Origin of the sequence: Mesorhizobium sp. ESP-6-4, assembly GCF_020164735.1 — a bacterium.
Lineage (GTDB): Bacteria > Pseudomonadota > Alphaproteobacteria > Rhizobiales > Rhizobiaceae > Mesorhizobium.
In genome coordinates, this window is sequence record NZ_JAIUGS010000001.1 from 545,345 (window position 1) to 561,106 (window position 15,762).

Below are 15,762 nucleotides of genomic sequence, written 5' to 3' on the forward strand. Positions count from 1 at the left end.
CACGTGTTTCGTACCAGCGACATAGTCCTGATCGCCGTCATGGTCTCGGCCGCGGCGCTGACCTACAAAACGAAGCGCGAAGCCGAAGAGCAACAGGCGGCGGTGCAGAAGATCCAGGCGCAGATCCACTACGAGGAAGAGACGATCGATCTCCTCAAGGCGGACTGGAGCCTGCTCACTCAGCCGTCGCGACTGCAGAAGCTTGCCGACGTCTATAAGAGCCAGCTCGGGCTCGAACCGGTCAACGCGCACCAGATCGGCGGGCTCGACGACATTCCCGTGAAACCCGTGAACATCGAGGACCTCTCCTCGCAGCAGCTTGGCGGCATGGCCGACAATTCGGGCAAGGAGCCCTCGGACGGCAAGGATCCGGTGGTCACCGGGAGCACCGTTCAATGATCGGCCTTCCAAGGATCGGCGGCCTGCTGACGCGCCGGAAGAAGCAGGCTGAGGACGGCTCGATCGTCGTCGACGCCGCCCGCAAGGCGACTGGCGGCAAGGCCAAGACGCGCATCGTCATGACCATGGCGGTGTTCTTCACCATCTATTCAACCATTGCCGGCCGGCTCGTCTATCTCGGGCTGCAGAATCCCGATCTTTCGGGCGGCCCGGAGAACCGCGTCACTGCATCACGTCCGGATATCGTCGACCGCAATGGCGAGGTGCTGGCGACCGACATCAAGACGGCGTCGCTGTTTGCCGAGCCGCGCCGCATTGTAGACGCCGACGAAGCGATCGAGAGATTGTCGACCGTGCTGCCGGAGATCGACTACGAGCAGACCTATCGCAAGCTCAAGAGCGGCGCCGGCTTCGTCTGGTTGCAGCGCCAGCTGACGCCGAAGCAGCAGGCCGACATCCTGGCGCTGGGCGTTCCCGGCCTCGGCTTCCGCACCGAAAAGCGCCGCTTCTATCCGAGCGGCGAGACCTCGTCCTATATCGTCGGCCTCACCAACATCGACAACCAGGGCATCTCCGGCATGGAGAAGTATATCGACGAGCAGGGGCTGAGCGACCTGCAGGCGTCGGGGCTCGCCGTGGCCAAGGATCTCAAGCCGGTCAAGCTTTCGATCGATCTGCGCGTCCAGCATGTGGTGCGCGACGAGATCGCCGCCGGCCTGGAGCGCTATCGCGCCATCGGCGCCGGCGCCGTCGTGCTGAACATCAAGACCGGCGAAGTGATCGCCATGGCCTCCGTGCCGGATTTCGACCCGAACAATCCTTACAACGCCCAAGAGAAAGACCGGCTGAACCGCATGTCGGCCGGGCTCTACGAGATGGGCTCGACCTTCAAGAGCTTCACCTCGGCCATGGCGCTGGATTCCGGCAAGGCCACAATGAACAGCCGCTTCGACGCGTCGCATCCGATCCGGGTCGGCCATCAGGCCATCCACGATTTCCACGGCAAGAACCGCGTGCTGTCGCTGCCTGAGGTGTTCCTCTTTTCGTCCAACATCGGGTCGGCCAGGGAGGCCGAGCTGGTCGGCATCGAAGGACATCGCGAATTCCTGCACCGCCTCGGCATTCTGGACCGGATGCAGACCGAACTGCCGGAAGTCGCCCGCCCGACCGAACCTAAGGTCTGGAAACAGGTCAACTCGTTCACCATCGCCTTCGGCCACGGCGTGTCGACGACGCCGCTGCAGGCCGCCGTCGGCTGCGCGGCGCTGATGCAGGGCTATCTGATCGAGCCGACATTCCTGGTGCGTAGCGAGCAGGAGGCAATGGCGGTGGCCAAGAAAGTGGTCAGCGACAAGACGGTCGAAGGCATGCGCTATCTCTATACGCTCAACGCCGAGAAGGGTTCGGCCAGAAACGCCCGGGTTCCCGGCTATCGCGTTGGCGGCAAGACCGGAACGGCTGAGAAAGTCATCAACGGCCGCTACTCCAAGGACTTGAATTTCAACACTTTCGTCGCCGCCTTCCCGATGGACGATCCGCAATATCTGGTGTTCACGATCGCCGACGCCCCGCATCCTGAAAAGCCCGGGATGACCGACGTCGCCGCCAACAATGCGGGGGTCATGGCCGGCAACATCATCAGACGCGCGGCCGCCATGCTTGGCGTGAAGCCAGATTTCAGCCATGAAAATGGTGCAACGCTGGTTTCCTATCAGTGATTCTTGGGGCGCGCCGGCAACTGCGCGCTATTTTGTTGCGGTGAACGGGACTCAATGCATCTAAAAGATCTAGCCGGCATCCTGCCTGTCGAGGGAACAGCTTCCCCCGATCTGGAGGTGACCGGACTTTCCTCCGATTCCCGCGCGGTCAAGACCGGCGTCGTCTTCTTCGCGCTTGCCGGCAGCAAGGCCGACGGCTCGACCTATGCCGCCGATGCCGCGGCCCGCGGCGCGGCTGCGATCGTCACCGGCAAGGGCGCGAGCGTCTCCAGCCTGTCGATCCCGGTCCTTGCCGTCGATGATCCGCGCCTGGCGCTGGCGCTCAGCGCGGCGCGCTTCTTCAGACGCCAGCCGCAGACCATGGTCGCCGTCACCGGCACCGCCGGCAAGACATCCGTCGCCGCCTTCACCCGCCAGATCTGGGAGCAGGCGGGTTTTGCCGCCGCCTCGATCGGCACGACCGGCGTCGTAGCGCCGGGCCGCAACGAATATGGCTCGCTGACGACGCCCGACCCGGTCGCGTTGCACCGATTGCTCAAGGAGCTGGCGGATGCGGGCGTCACCCACGCCTCGATGGAAGCTTCGAGCCACGGCCTCGATCAGCGCCGCCTCGACGGGGTGAAGCTGGCGGCCGGCGCTTTCACCAATCTCGGCCGCGACCACATGGATTATCATCCCACGGTCGAGGATTATCACCGCGCCAAGCTGCGCCTGTTCGACACGCTGCTGCCGAAGGGCGCGCCCGCCATCGTCTTTGCCGACGATCCGTGGTCGGAGCCGACCATCAAAGCCGCGAAAGCGGCGGGGCTGGAAGTGCTGACCGTCGGCCGCCATGGCGATTTCCTGACGCTGAAGCGGGTCGAGCATGAGCGGCATCGCCAGCGCGCCGAAATCGTGGCCGACGGGGTGCTGCACGAGATCGACCTGCCTTTGGCCGGCGATTTCCAGATCGCCAATGCGCTGGTCTCGGCCGGGCTTGCTATCGCGACTGGAACACCCGCGGGCAAGGCCTTGGCGGCATTGGAGAAATTGAAGGGTGCGCCGGGCCGGCTCGACCTCGTCGGCGCCACCGCGGCCGGCGCTCCCGTTTATGTCGACTACGCCCACAAGCCCGATGCGCTGGAGAATGTGCTGACCTCGGTCCGGCCTTTCACCACGGGGCGCGTCGTCGTGGTGTTCGGCTGCGGTGGCGACCGCGACCGGGGAAAAAGGCCGATCATGGGCGAGATCGCGACCCGGCTCGCCGATGTCGTCATCGTCACCGACGACAACCCGCGCACGGAAGTGCCGGAAACCATCCGCGCCGCGATCCTCGCCGCGGCACCCGGCGCCATCGAGATCGGCGACCGCCGCAAGGCGATCCACGAGGCGGTGGCGATGCTTCGCGCCGGCGACACGCTCATCGTCGCCGGCAAGGGACATGAGGAAGGCCAGACCGTCGGCACCGAAACCTTTCACTTCTCCGACCATGAGGAAGTGCGTGAGGCGCTCAAGGAGCGTGCCGCATGAACCTGCTGTGGACGTCGGAAGCGCTCGTCGAAGCCATGGGCGGCAGGCCGATCGGCTTGCTGCCGGAGGGCATCACCGGCATTTCGATCGACAGCCGCAGCCTGGAACCGGGAAACGCCTTCTTCGCCATCAAGGGCGAAGCGATGGACGGCCATGATTTCGCGACAGCGGCGGTCAAAGCCGGAGCGGCGGTGCTGGTCGTCGCCGAGGGCAAGTTGCCTTCGCTTGGCCGGCTGACGGCGCCGATGATAGTCGTGCAGGACGTGCTCGCGGCCCTCGAGAAGCTCGGCGTGGCGGCGCGGGCTCGTTCGAAGGCCAGGATCATCGCGGTCACCGGCTCGGCCGGAAAGACAACCACCAAGGAAGCGCTGCGCCATGTGCTGTCGGCGGTCGGCAAGGTGCATGCTTCGGCGCAGTCGTTCAACAACCATTGGGGCGTGCCGCTGACGCTGGCGCGCATGCCGCAGGACTGCGACCATGCCGTCTTCGAGATCGGCATGAACCATCCGGGCGAGATCCGGCCGCTGGTCAAGATGGTCAGGCCGCATGTCGCCATCGTGACCATAATCGCCGCCGCTCATCTTGGCTTCTTTAAGAATCTCGACGAGATCGCCATGGCCAAGGCCGAGATTTTCGAGGGAATCGAGCCGGGTGGCGCCGCGCTGCTCAACCGTGACGATCCACGCTGGAAGCTGCTCGGCAAAATGGCGAAAGAGGCGGGCGTCGAGCATGTCTTCGGCTTCGGCGAAAATGTCCGCTCGGCGTTCCGCCTTGTCGGCTGCCAGCTTCATGCCGACCATTCCGACATCGCCGTCAAGATCGGCAAGAAAGACCTGACGGCTCGTGTCGGGGCGCCCGGCCGCCATATCGTGCAGAACGTGCTGGCGGTGCTAGGCGCCGCGCAGCTGGTCGGCGCCGACCTCGACAAGGTCGCGGCGGCACTGGCAGATCTTTCGGCCGAGCGCGGGCGGGGCCGGCGCCATATCCTGCATCATCCCAACGGGCCGATCACGCTGATCGACGAGAGCTACAACGCCAATCCGGCGTCGATGGCGGCGGCAATGGCGCTGCTCAACGCCACGCCGGTCGCGGGCGAGGGCCGGCGCATCGCCGTGCTCGGCGACATGCTGGAGCTCGGCAGCCATTCGGCAGATCTCCACGCAGCGCTTGCCAAGCTGATCGTCGGCACGGGCACGCGCAACGTCTTTCTCGGCGGGCCGGAAATGCAGGCGCTGGCCGAGGCCCTGCCGTCAGACATTGCAACCGAGTATCGATCGGGAGCGGAAGAACTGAAGCCGATCGTGATCGCCGCGCTCAGGCCCGGCGACGTGGTGATGGTCAAGTCGTCGAAGGGCATCGGGTTTTCAAAGCTGGTCGAGGCATTGCTCGGCAAATTTCCGGCGGAAGCCACAAACATTAAGCCGGCCTAGGTCGGGCTCCGGGGGACGGAAGGACCATGTTCACACTGCTCGTCGATTTCGCGGACAAGATCTCGTTCTTCAACGTCTTCCGCTACATCACTTTTCGTACAGGTGGCGCGCTGATCACGTCTGCGCTGATCGTCTTCATCTTTGGGCCGACGATCATCAATTCGCTGCGCCTGCGGCAAGGCAAGGGCCAGCCGATCCGCGCCGACGGCCCGCAGACGCATTTCAAGAAGGCTGGAACGCCGACCATGGGCGGGCTGATGATCCTGTCCGGCATCATCGGTTCGTCGCTCTTATGGGCAAACCTGTCCAGCATCTATGTCTGGGTCGTGTTGCTGGTCACCGTCGGCTTCGGCTCGATCGGCTTCTACGACGACTATCTCAAGGTCACCAAGCAGTCGCATCTGGGCTTCTCCGGCAAGGCTCGCCTGGCGATCGAGTTCGTCATCGCCGCCATCGCGGCCTGGGTGATCATGCATAACGGCCAGGCGCCGTTCTCGTCGTCGCTGACCTTTCCCTTCGCCAAGGAATTCCTGATCAACCTCGGCTGGTTCTTCGTGCCGTTCTCCTGCTTCGTCATCGTTGGCGCCGGCAATGCGGTGAACCTGACCGACGGCCTCGACGGCCTGGCGATCGTGCCGATCATGATCGCGGCGGCGTCCTTCGGCGTCATCGCCTATCTTTCGGGCAACGCGGTGTTCGCCGAATATCTGCAGATCCATTTCGTTCCCGGCACCGGTGAGCTCGCCGTCGTGCTCGGCGCGGTGATTGGCGCGGGCCTCGGCTTCCTTTGGTTCAACGCGCCGCCGGCCGCGATCTTCATGGGCGACACCGGGTCGCTGGCGATGGGCGGGCTGATCGGCACCATCGCGGTCGCTACCAAGCACGAGATCGTGCTGGTGATCGTCGGCGGCCTGTTCGTGGTCGAGATCCTGTCGGTCATCATCCAGGTCGGCTATTTCAAGATGACCGGCAAGCGCGTCTTCCTGATGGCGCCGATCCATCACCATTTCGAAAAGCTCGGCTGGACCGAAAGCCAGGTGGTGATACGCTTCTGGATCATTGCCGTCATCCTGGCGCTGGTCGGCCTGTCCACCCTCAAGCTCAGATAGGACTCGCTGCTTGATCCCCGCTGCTTCCTTTTCAGGCAAACGCATTTCGCTCTTCGGGCTTGGCGGCTCGGGGATCGCCACCGCGCATGCGCTGATCGCAGGCGGCGCCGAGGTGCTGGCCTGGGACGACAATCCAGACAGCGTCGCCAAGGCAGCGGCCGCGGGGATTACGACCGGAGATCTGCGCGCGGCCGACTGGCCGCATTTCGCCGCCTTCGTGCTGTCGCCGGGGGTGCCGCTGACGCATCCGAAGCCGCATTGGACGGTGGAGCTGGCGCGCGGCGCCGGCGTCGAGGTGATCGGCGATATCGAGCTGTTCTGCCGCGAACGCAACAGCCACGCGCCGGCAGCACCCTTCATCGCGATTACCGGAACCAACGGCAAGTCGACGACGACGGCGCTGACGGCGCATATCCTGAAGTCGGCGGGCCGCGACACGCAGATGGGCGGCAATATCGGTCGTGCCGTCATGACGCTCGATCCGCCCGAGCCGACGCGGCACTATGTGGTCGAGTGCTCGTCCTACCAGATCGATCTCGCGCCCTCCATCAATCCGACCGCCGGCATCCTGCTCAACCTTACGCCAGACCATCTCGACCGGCACGGCACGATGGCGCATTACGCCTCGATCAAGGAGAGGCTGGTCGCCGGCAGCGACACCGCGATCGTCGGCGTCGACGATTCCTGGTGCGCCCAGATCGCCGACCGACTGGAGCGCGCCGGCCGGCAGGTCATCCGCATTTCCAAGCGCCTGCCTTTGACGGACGGCTATTTCGCCGACGGCACCAATCTGATGGAAGCCGTGCACGGCCGCTACAGCCGCGTCGCCTTCCTCGAAGGCATCGGGTCGCTGCGCGGCCAGCACAACGCGCAGAACGCGCTGGCCGCCGTCGCCGCGTGCCTGAGGATCGGCCTCGATCTCGGCGAGATCCAGGCCGGCCTCGAGAGCTTCCCGGGGCTGGCGCATCGCATGGAGCAGGTCGGCCGCAAGGACCATGTGCTGTTCGTCAACGATTCCAAGGCGACCAATGCCGATGCGGCCGCACCCGCGCTGTCGAGTTTCAACCGCGTCTATTGGATCGCCGGCGGCCTGCCCAAGGAAGGCGGCATCGAGCCGCTGCGCGGCTTCTTCCCGCGCATCGCCAAGGCCTATCTGATCGGCGAGGCGGCGCCAGCCTTCTCGGCGACGCTCGGCGAGGCGGTACCCTACGAAATATCCGGAACGCTGGCGGCGGCGGTCGAGCATGCCGCCAACGACGCGGCAAAGGACACCGGCGGCGAGGCCGTGGTGCTGCTTTCGCCGGCTTGCGCCAGTTTCGACCAGTTCAAGAATTTCGAAGTTCGCGGCGAAGCCTTCAGGCAAGCTGCGACTGCTATTGATGGGGTGAAATCCATCGGAGGGCCACGTTGATGCAAAGCCGTCTCGACAAAAGTCCTGTCGCCACCTGGTGGTGGACGATCGATCGCTGGTTCCTGGCGGCATTCCTGTCGCTGATGGGACTGGGCATCGTGCTGTCTTTCGCCGCAAGCCCGGCGGTGGCCGAGCGCATCGGCCTCGACAGCTTCCACTTCGCCACACGCCAGATCATCTTCACGATCCCGGCGCTTATCGTGATGCTGGCAGTCTCTTTCCTGGAGGCGCGGCAGATAAGGCGCATGTCGCTGGTGATGATCTGCATCATGCTGGTGCTGATGGTGGCGGTGCTCTACATCGGCGTCGAGGTGAAGGGGGCGCGTCGCTGGGTATCGTTCGCCGGCCTTTCCATCCAGCCGTCCGAGTTCCTGAAACCGGCCTTCGTCGTCATCTGCGCCTGGCTGTTTGCGGAGCACAGGCGCCAGCCAGACATTCCCGGCAATCTGTTCGCCATGCTTTTGCTGGCGCTGGTCATCTCGCTTCTGGTGGCTCAGCCCGATCTGGGCCAGACCATGCTGGTGCTGGGCACCTGGGGCGTGATGTTCTTCATGGCCGGCCTGCCCTGGTTCTGGATCGTCGCGCTGGGGGCTGCCGGGGTCGGCGGCGTGTTCGCGGCCTATACGGTGTTTCCGCACGTCGCCGCGCGCATTGACAAGTTCATGACCGGCGAAGGCGACACTTTCCAGGTCGATATGGGCCGCGAGGCGCTGATCAATGGCGGCTGGTTCGGCGTCGGCCCGGGCGAGGGCACGGTGAAGCGGGTCATCCCCGACAGCCACGCCGACTTCGTCTTCTCGGTCGCCGGCGAGGAGTTCGGCCTCATAATGTGCTTCTTCATCATGTCGATCTTCGCCTTCATCGTGCTGCGCGGCCTGAGCATCGCGCTCAAGGAGCAGGACGATTTCACCCGCTATGCGGTGGGCGGCCTCGTCACCGTCTTCGGCCTGCAATCGGCCATCAACATGTGCGTGAACCTGCAGCTGATGCCGGCCAAGGGTATGACGCTGCCCTTCATCTCCTATGGCGGCTCCTCGCAGATCGCCATCGCCGTCTCGATGGGCATGGTTCTCGCCTTGACCCGCAAGCGTCCGGAAAAGCGCAAGCAGGTGGGCTTCGCCCTTTCGCAGCGCGCAATGCCGGCGGAATGAGGCAGGATGGCGAAGGGTGTCATCCTGCTTGCGGCCGGCGGAACGGGCGGACATCTGTTTCCGGCCGAGGCGCTGGCGCATGAGCTGATCGAGCGCGGCTGGAAGGTGCATCTTGCCACCGACAATCGCGCCGAGCGCTATTCCCGCCATTTCCCGGCAGCCGACATTCACACCATCCCCTCGGCCACGCTGGGTTCGAAGAACCCGGTCGCCATGCTCTCGGCCTTCTGGAAGATCTGGCAAGGCGTGCGGGAGGCCGGCCGTGTAATCGCCAGGATCAAGCCGGAGGCTGTCGTCGGCTTCGGCGGCTATCCGACGCTGCCGCCGCTCTATGCCGCGACAAGGCGAAAAGTGCCGACGCTGATCCATGAGCAGAACGCCGTCATGGGCCGCGCCAACAAGGCGCTTGCCGGCCGCGTGGATGCAATTGCCGGCGGTTTCCTGCCGGAGGGCGCCAGCGCTGACGGCGCAAAGACGGTGACCACCGGCAATCCGGTCAGGCCGCAGGTCCTCGATGCGGCGAAAATGCCTTACGTGGTGTCGAACGAGGGCGAACCGTTCCGCTTCCTGGTGTTCGGCGGCAGTCAGGGCGCGCAGTTCTTTTCCGATGCCGTGCCGGCGGCGATCGCGCTGCTGCCGCAAGACCTGCGCAAGCGGCTGGTCATCACCCAGCAGGCGCGCGCCGAGGATGTGGCGCGGGTGAAGGCCGCCTATGCCGATCTCGGAGTCGACATGCAGGTCTCGCCCTTCTTCACCGACATGGCGGCGCGCATGGCGGCGGCGCATCTGGTGATGTCGCGCTCCGGCGCCTCGACGGTTTCGGAAATCGCCGTCATCGGCCGGCCGGCGCTGCTGGTGCCTTATCCGCATGCGCTCGACCACGATCAGGCGGCGAATGCGGCAGCCCTTGCCGCCGCCGGGGGAGCCGAGCTCCATCCGCAGTCGACGCTGTCGGCGGCGCGCATCGCCGAGCTGGTCGGCGGGCTGGTCAAGGACCCGAACCGGCTGGCGACCATGGCCGCCGCCGCCCGCTCGGCCGGGAAACCGAACGCGGCGCGGTTGCTCGCCGATCTGACAGAGGCTATTGCGTCCGGCAAAACGGTTTCGGACTACAGGAGGACGCGCGTATGAAGATGCCGCAAACGATCGGGCTTGTGCATTTCGTCGGCATTGGCGGCATCGGCATGAGCGGCATCGCCGAAGTGCTGCACAATCTCGGCTACAAGGTGCAGGGGTCCGACCAGGCCGACGGCGCCAATGTGCAGCGGCTGCGCGACAAGGGTATCGAATGCTTCGTCGGCCACAGGGCCGAGAATCTCGGCGACGCCGAAGTCGTGGTCGTTTCGACCGCGATCAAGAAATCCAACCCGGAGCTCAAGGCCGCGCGGGAGAAGTTGCTCCCCATTGTCCGCCGCGCCGAGATGCTGGCCGAGCTGATGCGTTTCCGCCAGGCGGTCGCCATCGGCGGCACGCATGGCAAGACGACGACCACCTCGATGGTGGCGACGCTGCTCGAGGCCGGCGGGCTCGACCCGACCGTCATCAATGGCGGCATCATCAACGCCTACGGCACCAATGCCCGCATGGGCGACGGCGAGTGGATGGTGGTCGAGGCCGATGAGAGCGACGGCACCTTCCTGAAGCTGCCGGCCGATATCGCCGTCGTCACCAACATCGATCCCGAGCATCTCGACCACTATGGCAGCTTCGACAAGGTGCGCGAGGCCTTCCGCCAGTTTGTCGAGAACGTGCCGTTCTACGGCTTCGGCGTGATGTGCACCGACCATCCGGAAGTGCAGGCGCTGGTCGGCCGTATCGAGGATCGGCGCGTCATCACCTATGGCGAGAACGCGCAGGCCGATGTGCGCTTCAGCAACCACCGCATGCAGGGCGCGATCTCCGAATTCGATATCGTCATCCGCGATCGCAAGGGGCGGGGCACGACGTCGATAAATGACCTGCGCCTGCCGATGCCCGGCCGGCACAACGTCTCCAACGCGACGGCGGCGATCGCGGTGGCGCATGAGCTTGGCCTCTCGGCCGAGGCGATCAAGAAGGGCCTTTCGTCCTTCGCGGGCGTCAAGCGGCGCTTCACCCGTACCGGCTCGTGGAACGGTGTCGAGGTGTTCGACGATTACGGCCACCACCCGGTCGAGATCGCGGCGGTGCTGAAGGCCGCGCGCAGCGCGACCAAGGGGCGTGTCATCGCCATCGCGCAGCCGCATCGCTTCACCCGGCTGCACGATCTCTTCGAGGAATTCTCGGTCTGCTTCAACGACGCCGACACGGTCATGGTGGCGCCGGTCTACGCGGCCGGCGAGGAACCCATCGAAGGCGTGACTTCCGACGCGTTGGTGTCGCGCATTCGCTCCGGCGGCCACCGCGACGCACGCTATATCGATGGTCAGGCAGCAATCGCGCCCGCCATTCGCGAGCTTGCCAAGCCCGGCGATTTCGTCGTCTTCCTCGGCGCCGGCAACATCACGCAATGGGCCTATGCGCTGCCCAAGGAACTTGGTGGGACGCCGTCATGATGCGCGGCCAGGACCTGATCGATAAACTCGGCGACAAGCTTGCCGGCCTGCGTGGCCGTATCACGCCGAACGCCGAGATGGACAAGATCACCTGGTTCCGGGCCGGCGGCCTCGCCGAGGCGCTGTTCCAGCCGGCCGACGAGGAGGACCTCGCGGCCTTCCTGCGCGCGGTGCCGGAAGAGATACCGGTCGTGGTGGTCGGCGTCGGCTCGAACCTTCTGGTGCGCGACGGCGGCATTCCGGGTTTTGTCGTCAGGCTCTCGGCCAAGGGTTTCGGCGAGGCCGAGACCACCGGGCCGACCACGATCAAAGCCGGCGCGGCGACGCCGGACAAGCGCCTCGCGGCGGTGGCGTATGAAGCCGGCATTGGCGGCTTCCATTTCTATCACGGCATTCCTGGCGCTGTCGGCGGCGCGCTCAGGATGAATGCCGGCGCCAACGGCGTCGAGACGCGTGAGCGGGTCGTCGAGGTGAGGGCCCTGGATCGCAGGGGCAATCTCCATACGCTGAGCAATGCCGATATGGGCTATGCCTATCGCCATTCGTCCGCGCCTGCAGGACTGATCTTCACCTCGGCCATTTTCGAAGGGTTTGCGGAAGACAAGGCGGCGATCAAGGCGGCAATGGATGCCGTGCAGAACCATCGCGAGACGGTGCAGCCGATCAGGGAGAAGACCGGCGGCTCGACCTTCCAGAATCCGGAAGGCACCTCGGCGTGGAAGGAGATCGACAAGGCCGGCTGCCGCGGGCTGATGATCGGCGGCGCGCAGATGTCGCCGATGCATTGCAACTTCATGATCAACACCGGCACGGCCACCGGCTACGACCTCGAATATCTGGGCGAGACGGTGCGGGCGCGGGTGCTCGAGAATTCGGGCATCCGGCTGCACTGGGAGATCAAGCGCCTCGGCAATTTCAGGCCCGGCCATGCGGTGCAGGAGTTTCTCGGGCAGCTTCTTTAGCTTAGGCTTAAGTTCATGTGATGCTTGAACTTCCAGTGACCTGAAACAGCCGTAGAACCGTTGCCTCAAAGACTCACAATTCACTTTTTGCGGCTGTTTTCGCGGAAAGTGAATCTCTCGGAATCATAGGTACTTGCCAGCGAATCAACTCTCTGATTCTCTGCCCTAAAGCGTTTCCTGATTTGAGTCGTTCGACGCGTTAAGCCGCGTTTTCCGTCTGGGGGGCAACCTGCCGGAGGGCTCGGACTCAATGTTTGGAAATGCGGTGCGGGAATATCGGTTGCAGGCCCGGCGTGAGAGGGGATGACGGGATGAAGAAGAAGCATGTGGCTGTCCTCCTGGGTGGATTCTCCTCGGAGCGGCCCGTGTCTCTGTCCTCGGGGAAGGCGTGTGCGGATGCGCTCGAGAATGAAGGCTATCAGGTCACCCGGATCGATGTTTCGCGCGATGTCGGGTCTGTGCTTGCCGAGCTCAAGCCTGATGTCGCTTTTAACGCGCTGCACGGTCCGTTCGGCGAGGACGGCACCATCCAGGGAATTCTCGAATATCTCGCAATTCCCTACACCCATTCGGGTGTGCTCGCTTCGGCCTTGGCCATGAACAAGGAGCAGGCCAAGAAAATCGCCAAGGCGTCCGGCATTCCGGTCGCGGAGTCGAAGGTGGTCAACCGTTTCGCCGTCCAGAACAAGCATCCGATGAAGCCGCCTTATGTGGTCAAGCCGGTCAATGAGGGGTCGAGCTTCGGCGTGGTCATCGTGCATGAGGGGCAGTCGCATCCGCCGCAGGTGATCGGCTCCACGGAATGGCAATATGGCGAGATCGTCATGGTCGAGCGCTACATTCATGGCCGCGAATTGACCTGCGCGGTGATGGGCGACGTGGCGCTCGGCGTCTGCGAGATCATCCCGACCGGGCATTCCTTCTACGATTACGATTCAAAATACGTTCCCGGCGGATCAAAACACGAAATCCCTGCTAAAATTTCACCGAATATTTACCAAAAAATACAGACACTGGCCCTCAAGGCTCATCTTGCCATTGGTTGCCGGGGCGTCTCCCGATCGGACTTCCGTTACGACGATCGCCACTCCGAAAACGGCGAGGTTGTCTGGCTCGAGGTCAACACTCAGCCGGGCATGACGCCGACGTCTCTGGTGCCTGAAATCGCCGCGCAAGCGGGACATTCGTTCGGCGATTTGTTGAGTTGGATGGTGGAGGACGCTTCGTGTCTGCGTTGAGGTTGGGGCAGGGTAGTGGCGTCGGCGCGGCTGGTCTCGCGCTGTTCGGTATGTCGCTGTCATTCGACCGTTTCGTTTTGCCGCGTCAGCTTCGCCGGCCGATGCGCGTGCTGGCGCGCCTGTGCGGCGGCGAGTATGAGGCGCCGCGCTTTTCGGCGGCGATCCTTTCCGCCGCGCTGATCGCGTCGAGCAGCGCCTACGGCGCCTATCTCGGCGGCTACGGCGACAGCATCGTGCAAGGCATCACGGCGCGCACCGGCTTTGCTGTCGACCAGATCAAGGTGGTCGGCAACCGCCAGACCTCCGAGATCGATGTGCTGGACCGGCTCGGCCTCGACGGCTGGACCTCGCTGATCGGCTTCGACGCCGAGGCCGCGCGCGCGCGCATCGCGACGCTGCCGTGGGTCGAGGGAGCCGCGGTGCGCAAGATCTACCCGCATACGCTGGAAGTGCGCATAGAGGAGCGCCAACCCTTCGCGCTTTGGCAGCAGGGCACCTCGGTCTCGGTCATCGAGCGATCGGGCGAGATGATCGCGCCGTTCTCGGGCGGCAAGCAGGCGCTGCTGCCGCTGATCATCGGCACCGGCGCGCCGGCCATGGCGCCGGCCTTCCTCGCTAAGATCGAGCGCTATCCCGAGCTTGCGGCGCGGGTCAAAGGCTACATTCGGGTCGGCGAACGGCGCTGGGACCTGAGGCTTGAGAACGGCATCACGATCAAGCTGCCGGAAGACGGCGAGGACCAGGCGATCGCCGAGCTCGTCAAGATCGACCATGACAACGGATTGCTGACCCGCGACATCGCCGCCGTCGACATGCGGCTTTCCGACCGGCTCGTCGTGGAGCTGTCGCCGGAAGCGGCGACACAGCGCGAAGCAGCGCTCAGCGACAAGCCGAAGTCCCTGGCCAAGCGCAAGGTGGAGAGAAAGATATGAGCTGGCTTGGCGGCGGCAGCGACGCTTCTTCGCGCCGGTCGGGCACGCTCACGGTGCTCGATGTCGGCTCCAGCAAGGTCTGCTGCGTCGTGGCGAAGCTGAAGCCGAACGAGGACGGCAAGCTGCTGCGCGGACGTTCGCATCGCATCCAGGTGATCGGCATCGGCCACCAGAAATCGCAAGGTGTGAAGTCCGGCGTGGTGGTCGATCTCGATCGCGCCGAGCATGCCATCCGGCTTGCCGTCGATGCGGCCGAGCGCATGGCCGGGCTCACCGTCGATTCCCTCATCGTCAACATGACGGCTGGCCGGCTGAAGAGCGAAGCCTTCTCGGCGACCATCAATCTCGGCGGTCATCAGGTCGAGGAAGTCGACATCAAGCGCGTGCTCGCCGCCGGCGCCAAACAGGCGCTCAGGGCGGAGCGCGAGGTGATCCATTCGCTGCCCGTCGGTTTCTCGCTCGACGGCGAGCGCGGCATGCGCGACCCGCGCGGCATGATGGGCGATGCGCTTGGCGTCGACATGCATGTGCTGACGGGCGACGCGGCGCCGATGCGAAATCTGGAGCTTTGCATCAACCGCTCGCATCTGTCGGTCGAGCGCATGGTGGCGACGCCCTATGCCAGCGGGCTTGCCTCGCTGGTCGACGACGAGCTCGAAATGGGCGCAGCCTGCATCGATATGGGCGGCGGCACGACGACCATCTCGGTCTTCTCGGAGGGCAAGTTCGTCCATGGCGACGCGATCGCCATCGGCGGCAACCATGTGACGCTCGACATGGCCAAGGGCCTGTCGACCTCGCTCGATGCCGCGGAACGGCTGAAGGTGATGCATGGCTCGGCGCTGCCCGGCAGCGCCGACGACCGCGACCTCGTCTCAATCCAGCCGATCGGCGAGGAAGGCGATGTGCCGCTGCAGATCCCGCGCTCGGTAATGACGCGCATCATCCGCGCCCGCATCGACGAGACGCTGGAGCTTCTGCGCGACCGGCTGAACAAGTCCGGCTACGGCAATGCCGTCGGCAAGCGGGTGGTGCTCACCGGCGGCGCAAGCCAGCTCGCCGGCCTGCCGGAAGCGGCGCGCCGCATTCTCGGGCGCAATGTGCGCATCGGCCGGCCGCTCGGCGTCGCAGGCCTGCCGGAGGCGGCCAAGGGACCGGCGTTCTCGACCCCGGTCGGACTGATGATCTATCCGCAGATGGCGAGCTTCGAGAGCCATTCGGCGAAAGGACTTTCCGGTTTCAGGATGACCGGAACGGGCGGAAAACTGCATCGCATGAGTCGGTGGTTGAGAGACAGTTTTTAATTTGACGGGGACAGCCCCACAGGCGGCCGCAGCGGCGAGGCGGCGGGAAAGGCAAAGGACGGAGA

General features: G+C 64.7%; 13 protein-coding genes. All 13 read left to right on the forward strand.

What is annotated here, in order from left to right; translation table 11 throughout:
* Positions 1 to 3 precede the first annotated feature (3 nt).
* The 13 genes from LB523_RS02450 to ftsA all read left to right on the forward strand — a co-directional run bounded on the left by LB523_RS02450 (position 4) and on the right by ftsA (position 15,697).
* Positions 4 to 399, forward strand: a complete 396-nt coding sequence (locus tag LB523_RS02450) for a hypothetical protein (RefSeq protein ID WP_224600779.1) — start codon at positions 4 to 6, stop codon at positions 397 to 399.
* Positions 396 to 2,117, forward strand: a complete 1,722-nt coding sequence (locus LB523_RS02455) for a peptidoglycan D,D-transpeptidase FtsI family protein (RefSeq protein WP_224600780.1) — start codon at positions 396 to 398, stop codon at positions 2,115 to 2,117. Before LB523_RS02450 ends, LB523_RS02455 begins: the two co-directional genes overlap by 4 nt.
* A 54-nt stretch (positions 2,118 to 2,171) precedes the next feature.
* On the forward strand, positions 2,172 to 3,626 hold the full coding sequence (locus LB523_RS02460) for a UDP-N-acetylmuramoyl-L-alanyl-D-glutamate--2,6-diaminopimelate ligase (protein ID WP_224600781.1): 1,455 nt from the start codon (positions 2,172 to 2,174) through the stop codon (positions 3,624 to 3,626).
* Positions 3,623 to 5,056 (forward strand): UDP-N-acetylmuramoylalanyl-D-glutamyl-2,6-diaminopimelate--D-alanyl-D-alanine ligase, encoded by a 1,434-nt coding sequence (locus LB523_RS02465; protein WP_224600782.1) that lies wholly within the window; start codon positions 3,623 to 3,625, stop codon positions 5,054 to 5,056. The genes LB523_RS02460 and LB523_RS02465 overlap by 4 nt, the downstream gene beginning before the upstream one ends.
* Before the next feature lie 26 nt (positions 5,057 to 5,082).
* Positions 5,083 to 6,165, forward strand: a complete 1,083-nt coding sequence (gene mraY / locus LB523_RS02470; protein WP_095768991.1) for a phospho-N-acetylmuramoyl-pentapeptide-transferase — start codon at positions 5,083 to 5,085, stop codon at positions 6,163 to 6,165.
* 10 nt (positions 6,166 to 6,175) lie between these two features.
* Positions 6,176 to 7,576 (forward strand): UDP-N-acetylmuramoyl-L-alanine--D-glutamate ligase, encoded by a 1,401-nt coding sequence (gene murD / locus LB523_RS02475; protein WP_224544827.1) that lies wholly within the window; start codon positions 6,176 to 6,178, stop codon positions 7,574 to 7,576.
* The gene (gene ftsW, locus LB523_RS02480; protein ID WP_224600783.1) at positions 7,576 to 8,727 is read left to right on the forward strand and encodes a putative lipid II flippase FtsW; all 1,152 of its coding nucleotides are present in this window, start codon (positions 7,576 to 7,578) and stop codon (positions 8,725 to 8,727) included. Before murD ends, ftsW begins: the two co-directional genes overlap by 1 nt.
* Positions 8,728 to 8,733: 6 nt before the next feature.
* Entirely contained in the window at positions 8,734 to 9,858 is a 1,125-nt protein-coding gene (murG, locus tag LB523_RS02485; RefSeq protein WP_224600784.1) for an undecaprenyldiphospho-muramoylpentapeptide beta-N-acetylglucosaminyltransferase, read from the forward strand.
* Entirely contained in the window at positions 9,855 to 11,261 is a 1,407-nt protein-coding gene (gene murC, locus LB523_RS02490; RefSeq protein ID WP_224600785.1) for a UDP-N-acetylmuramate--L-alanine ligase, read from the forward strand. Before murG ends, murC begins: the two co-directional genes overlap by 4 nt.
* A complete protein-coding gene (gene murB / locus LB523_RS02495) occupies positions 11,258 to 12,223 on the forward strand; it encodes a UDP-N-acetylmuramate dehydrogenase (RefSeq protein ID WP_095768996.1) in 966 nt (321 codons plus the stop codon). The genes murC and murB overlap by 4 nt, the downstream gene beginning before the upstream one ends.
* A 311-nt stretch (positions 12,224 to 12,534) precedes the next feature.
* A complete protein-coding gene (locus tag LB523_RS02500; RefSeq protein ID WP_224600786.1) occupies positions 12,535 to 13,461 on the forward strand; it encodes a D-alanine--D-alanine ligase in 927 nt (308 codons plus the stop codon).
* Positions 13,449 to 14,393 carry a cell division protein FtsQ/DivIB gene (locus tag LB523_RS02505; RefSeq protein ID WP_224600787.1) on the forward strand — a complete coding sequence of 315 codons (945 nt, stop codon included), beginning with the start codon at positions 13,449 to 13,451 and terminating at the stop codon, positions 14,391 to 14,393. Before LB523_RS02500 ends, LB523_RS02505 begins: the two co-directional genes overlap by 13 nt.
* Positions 14,390 to 15,697 carry a cell division protein FtsA gene (gene ftsA, locus LB523_RS02510; protein WP_224600788.1) on the forward strand — a complete coding sequence of 436 codons (1,308 nt, stop codon included), beginning with the start codon at positions 14,390 to 14,392 and terminating at the stop codon, positions 15,695 to 15,697. Before LB523_RS02505 ends, ftsA begins: the two co-directional genes overlap by 4 nt.
* Positions 15,698 to 15,762 lie beyond the last annotated feature (65 nt).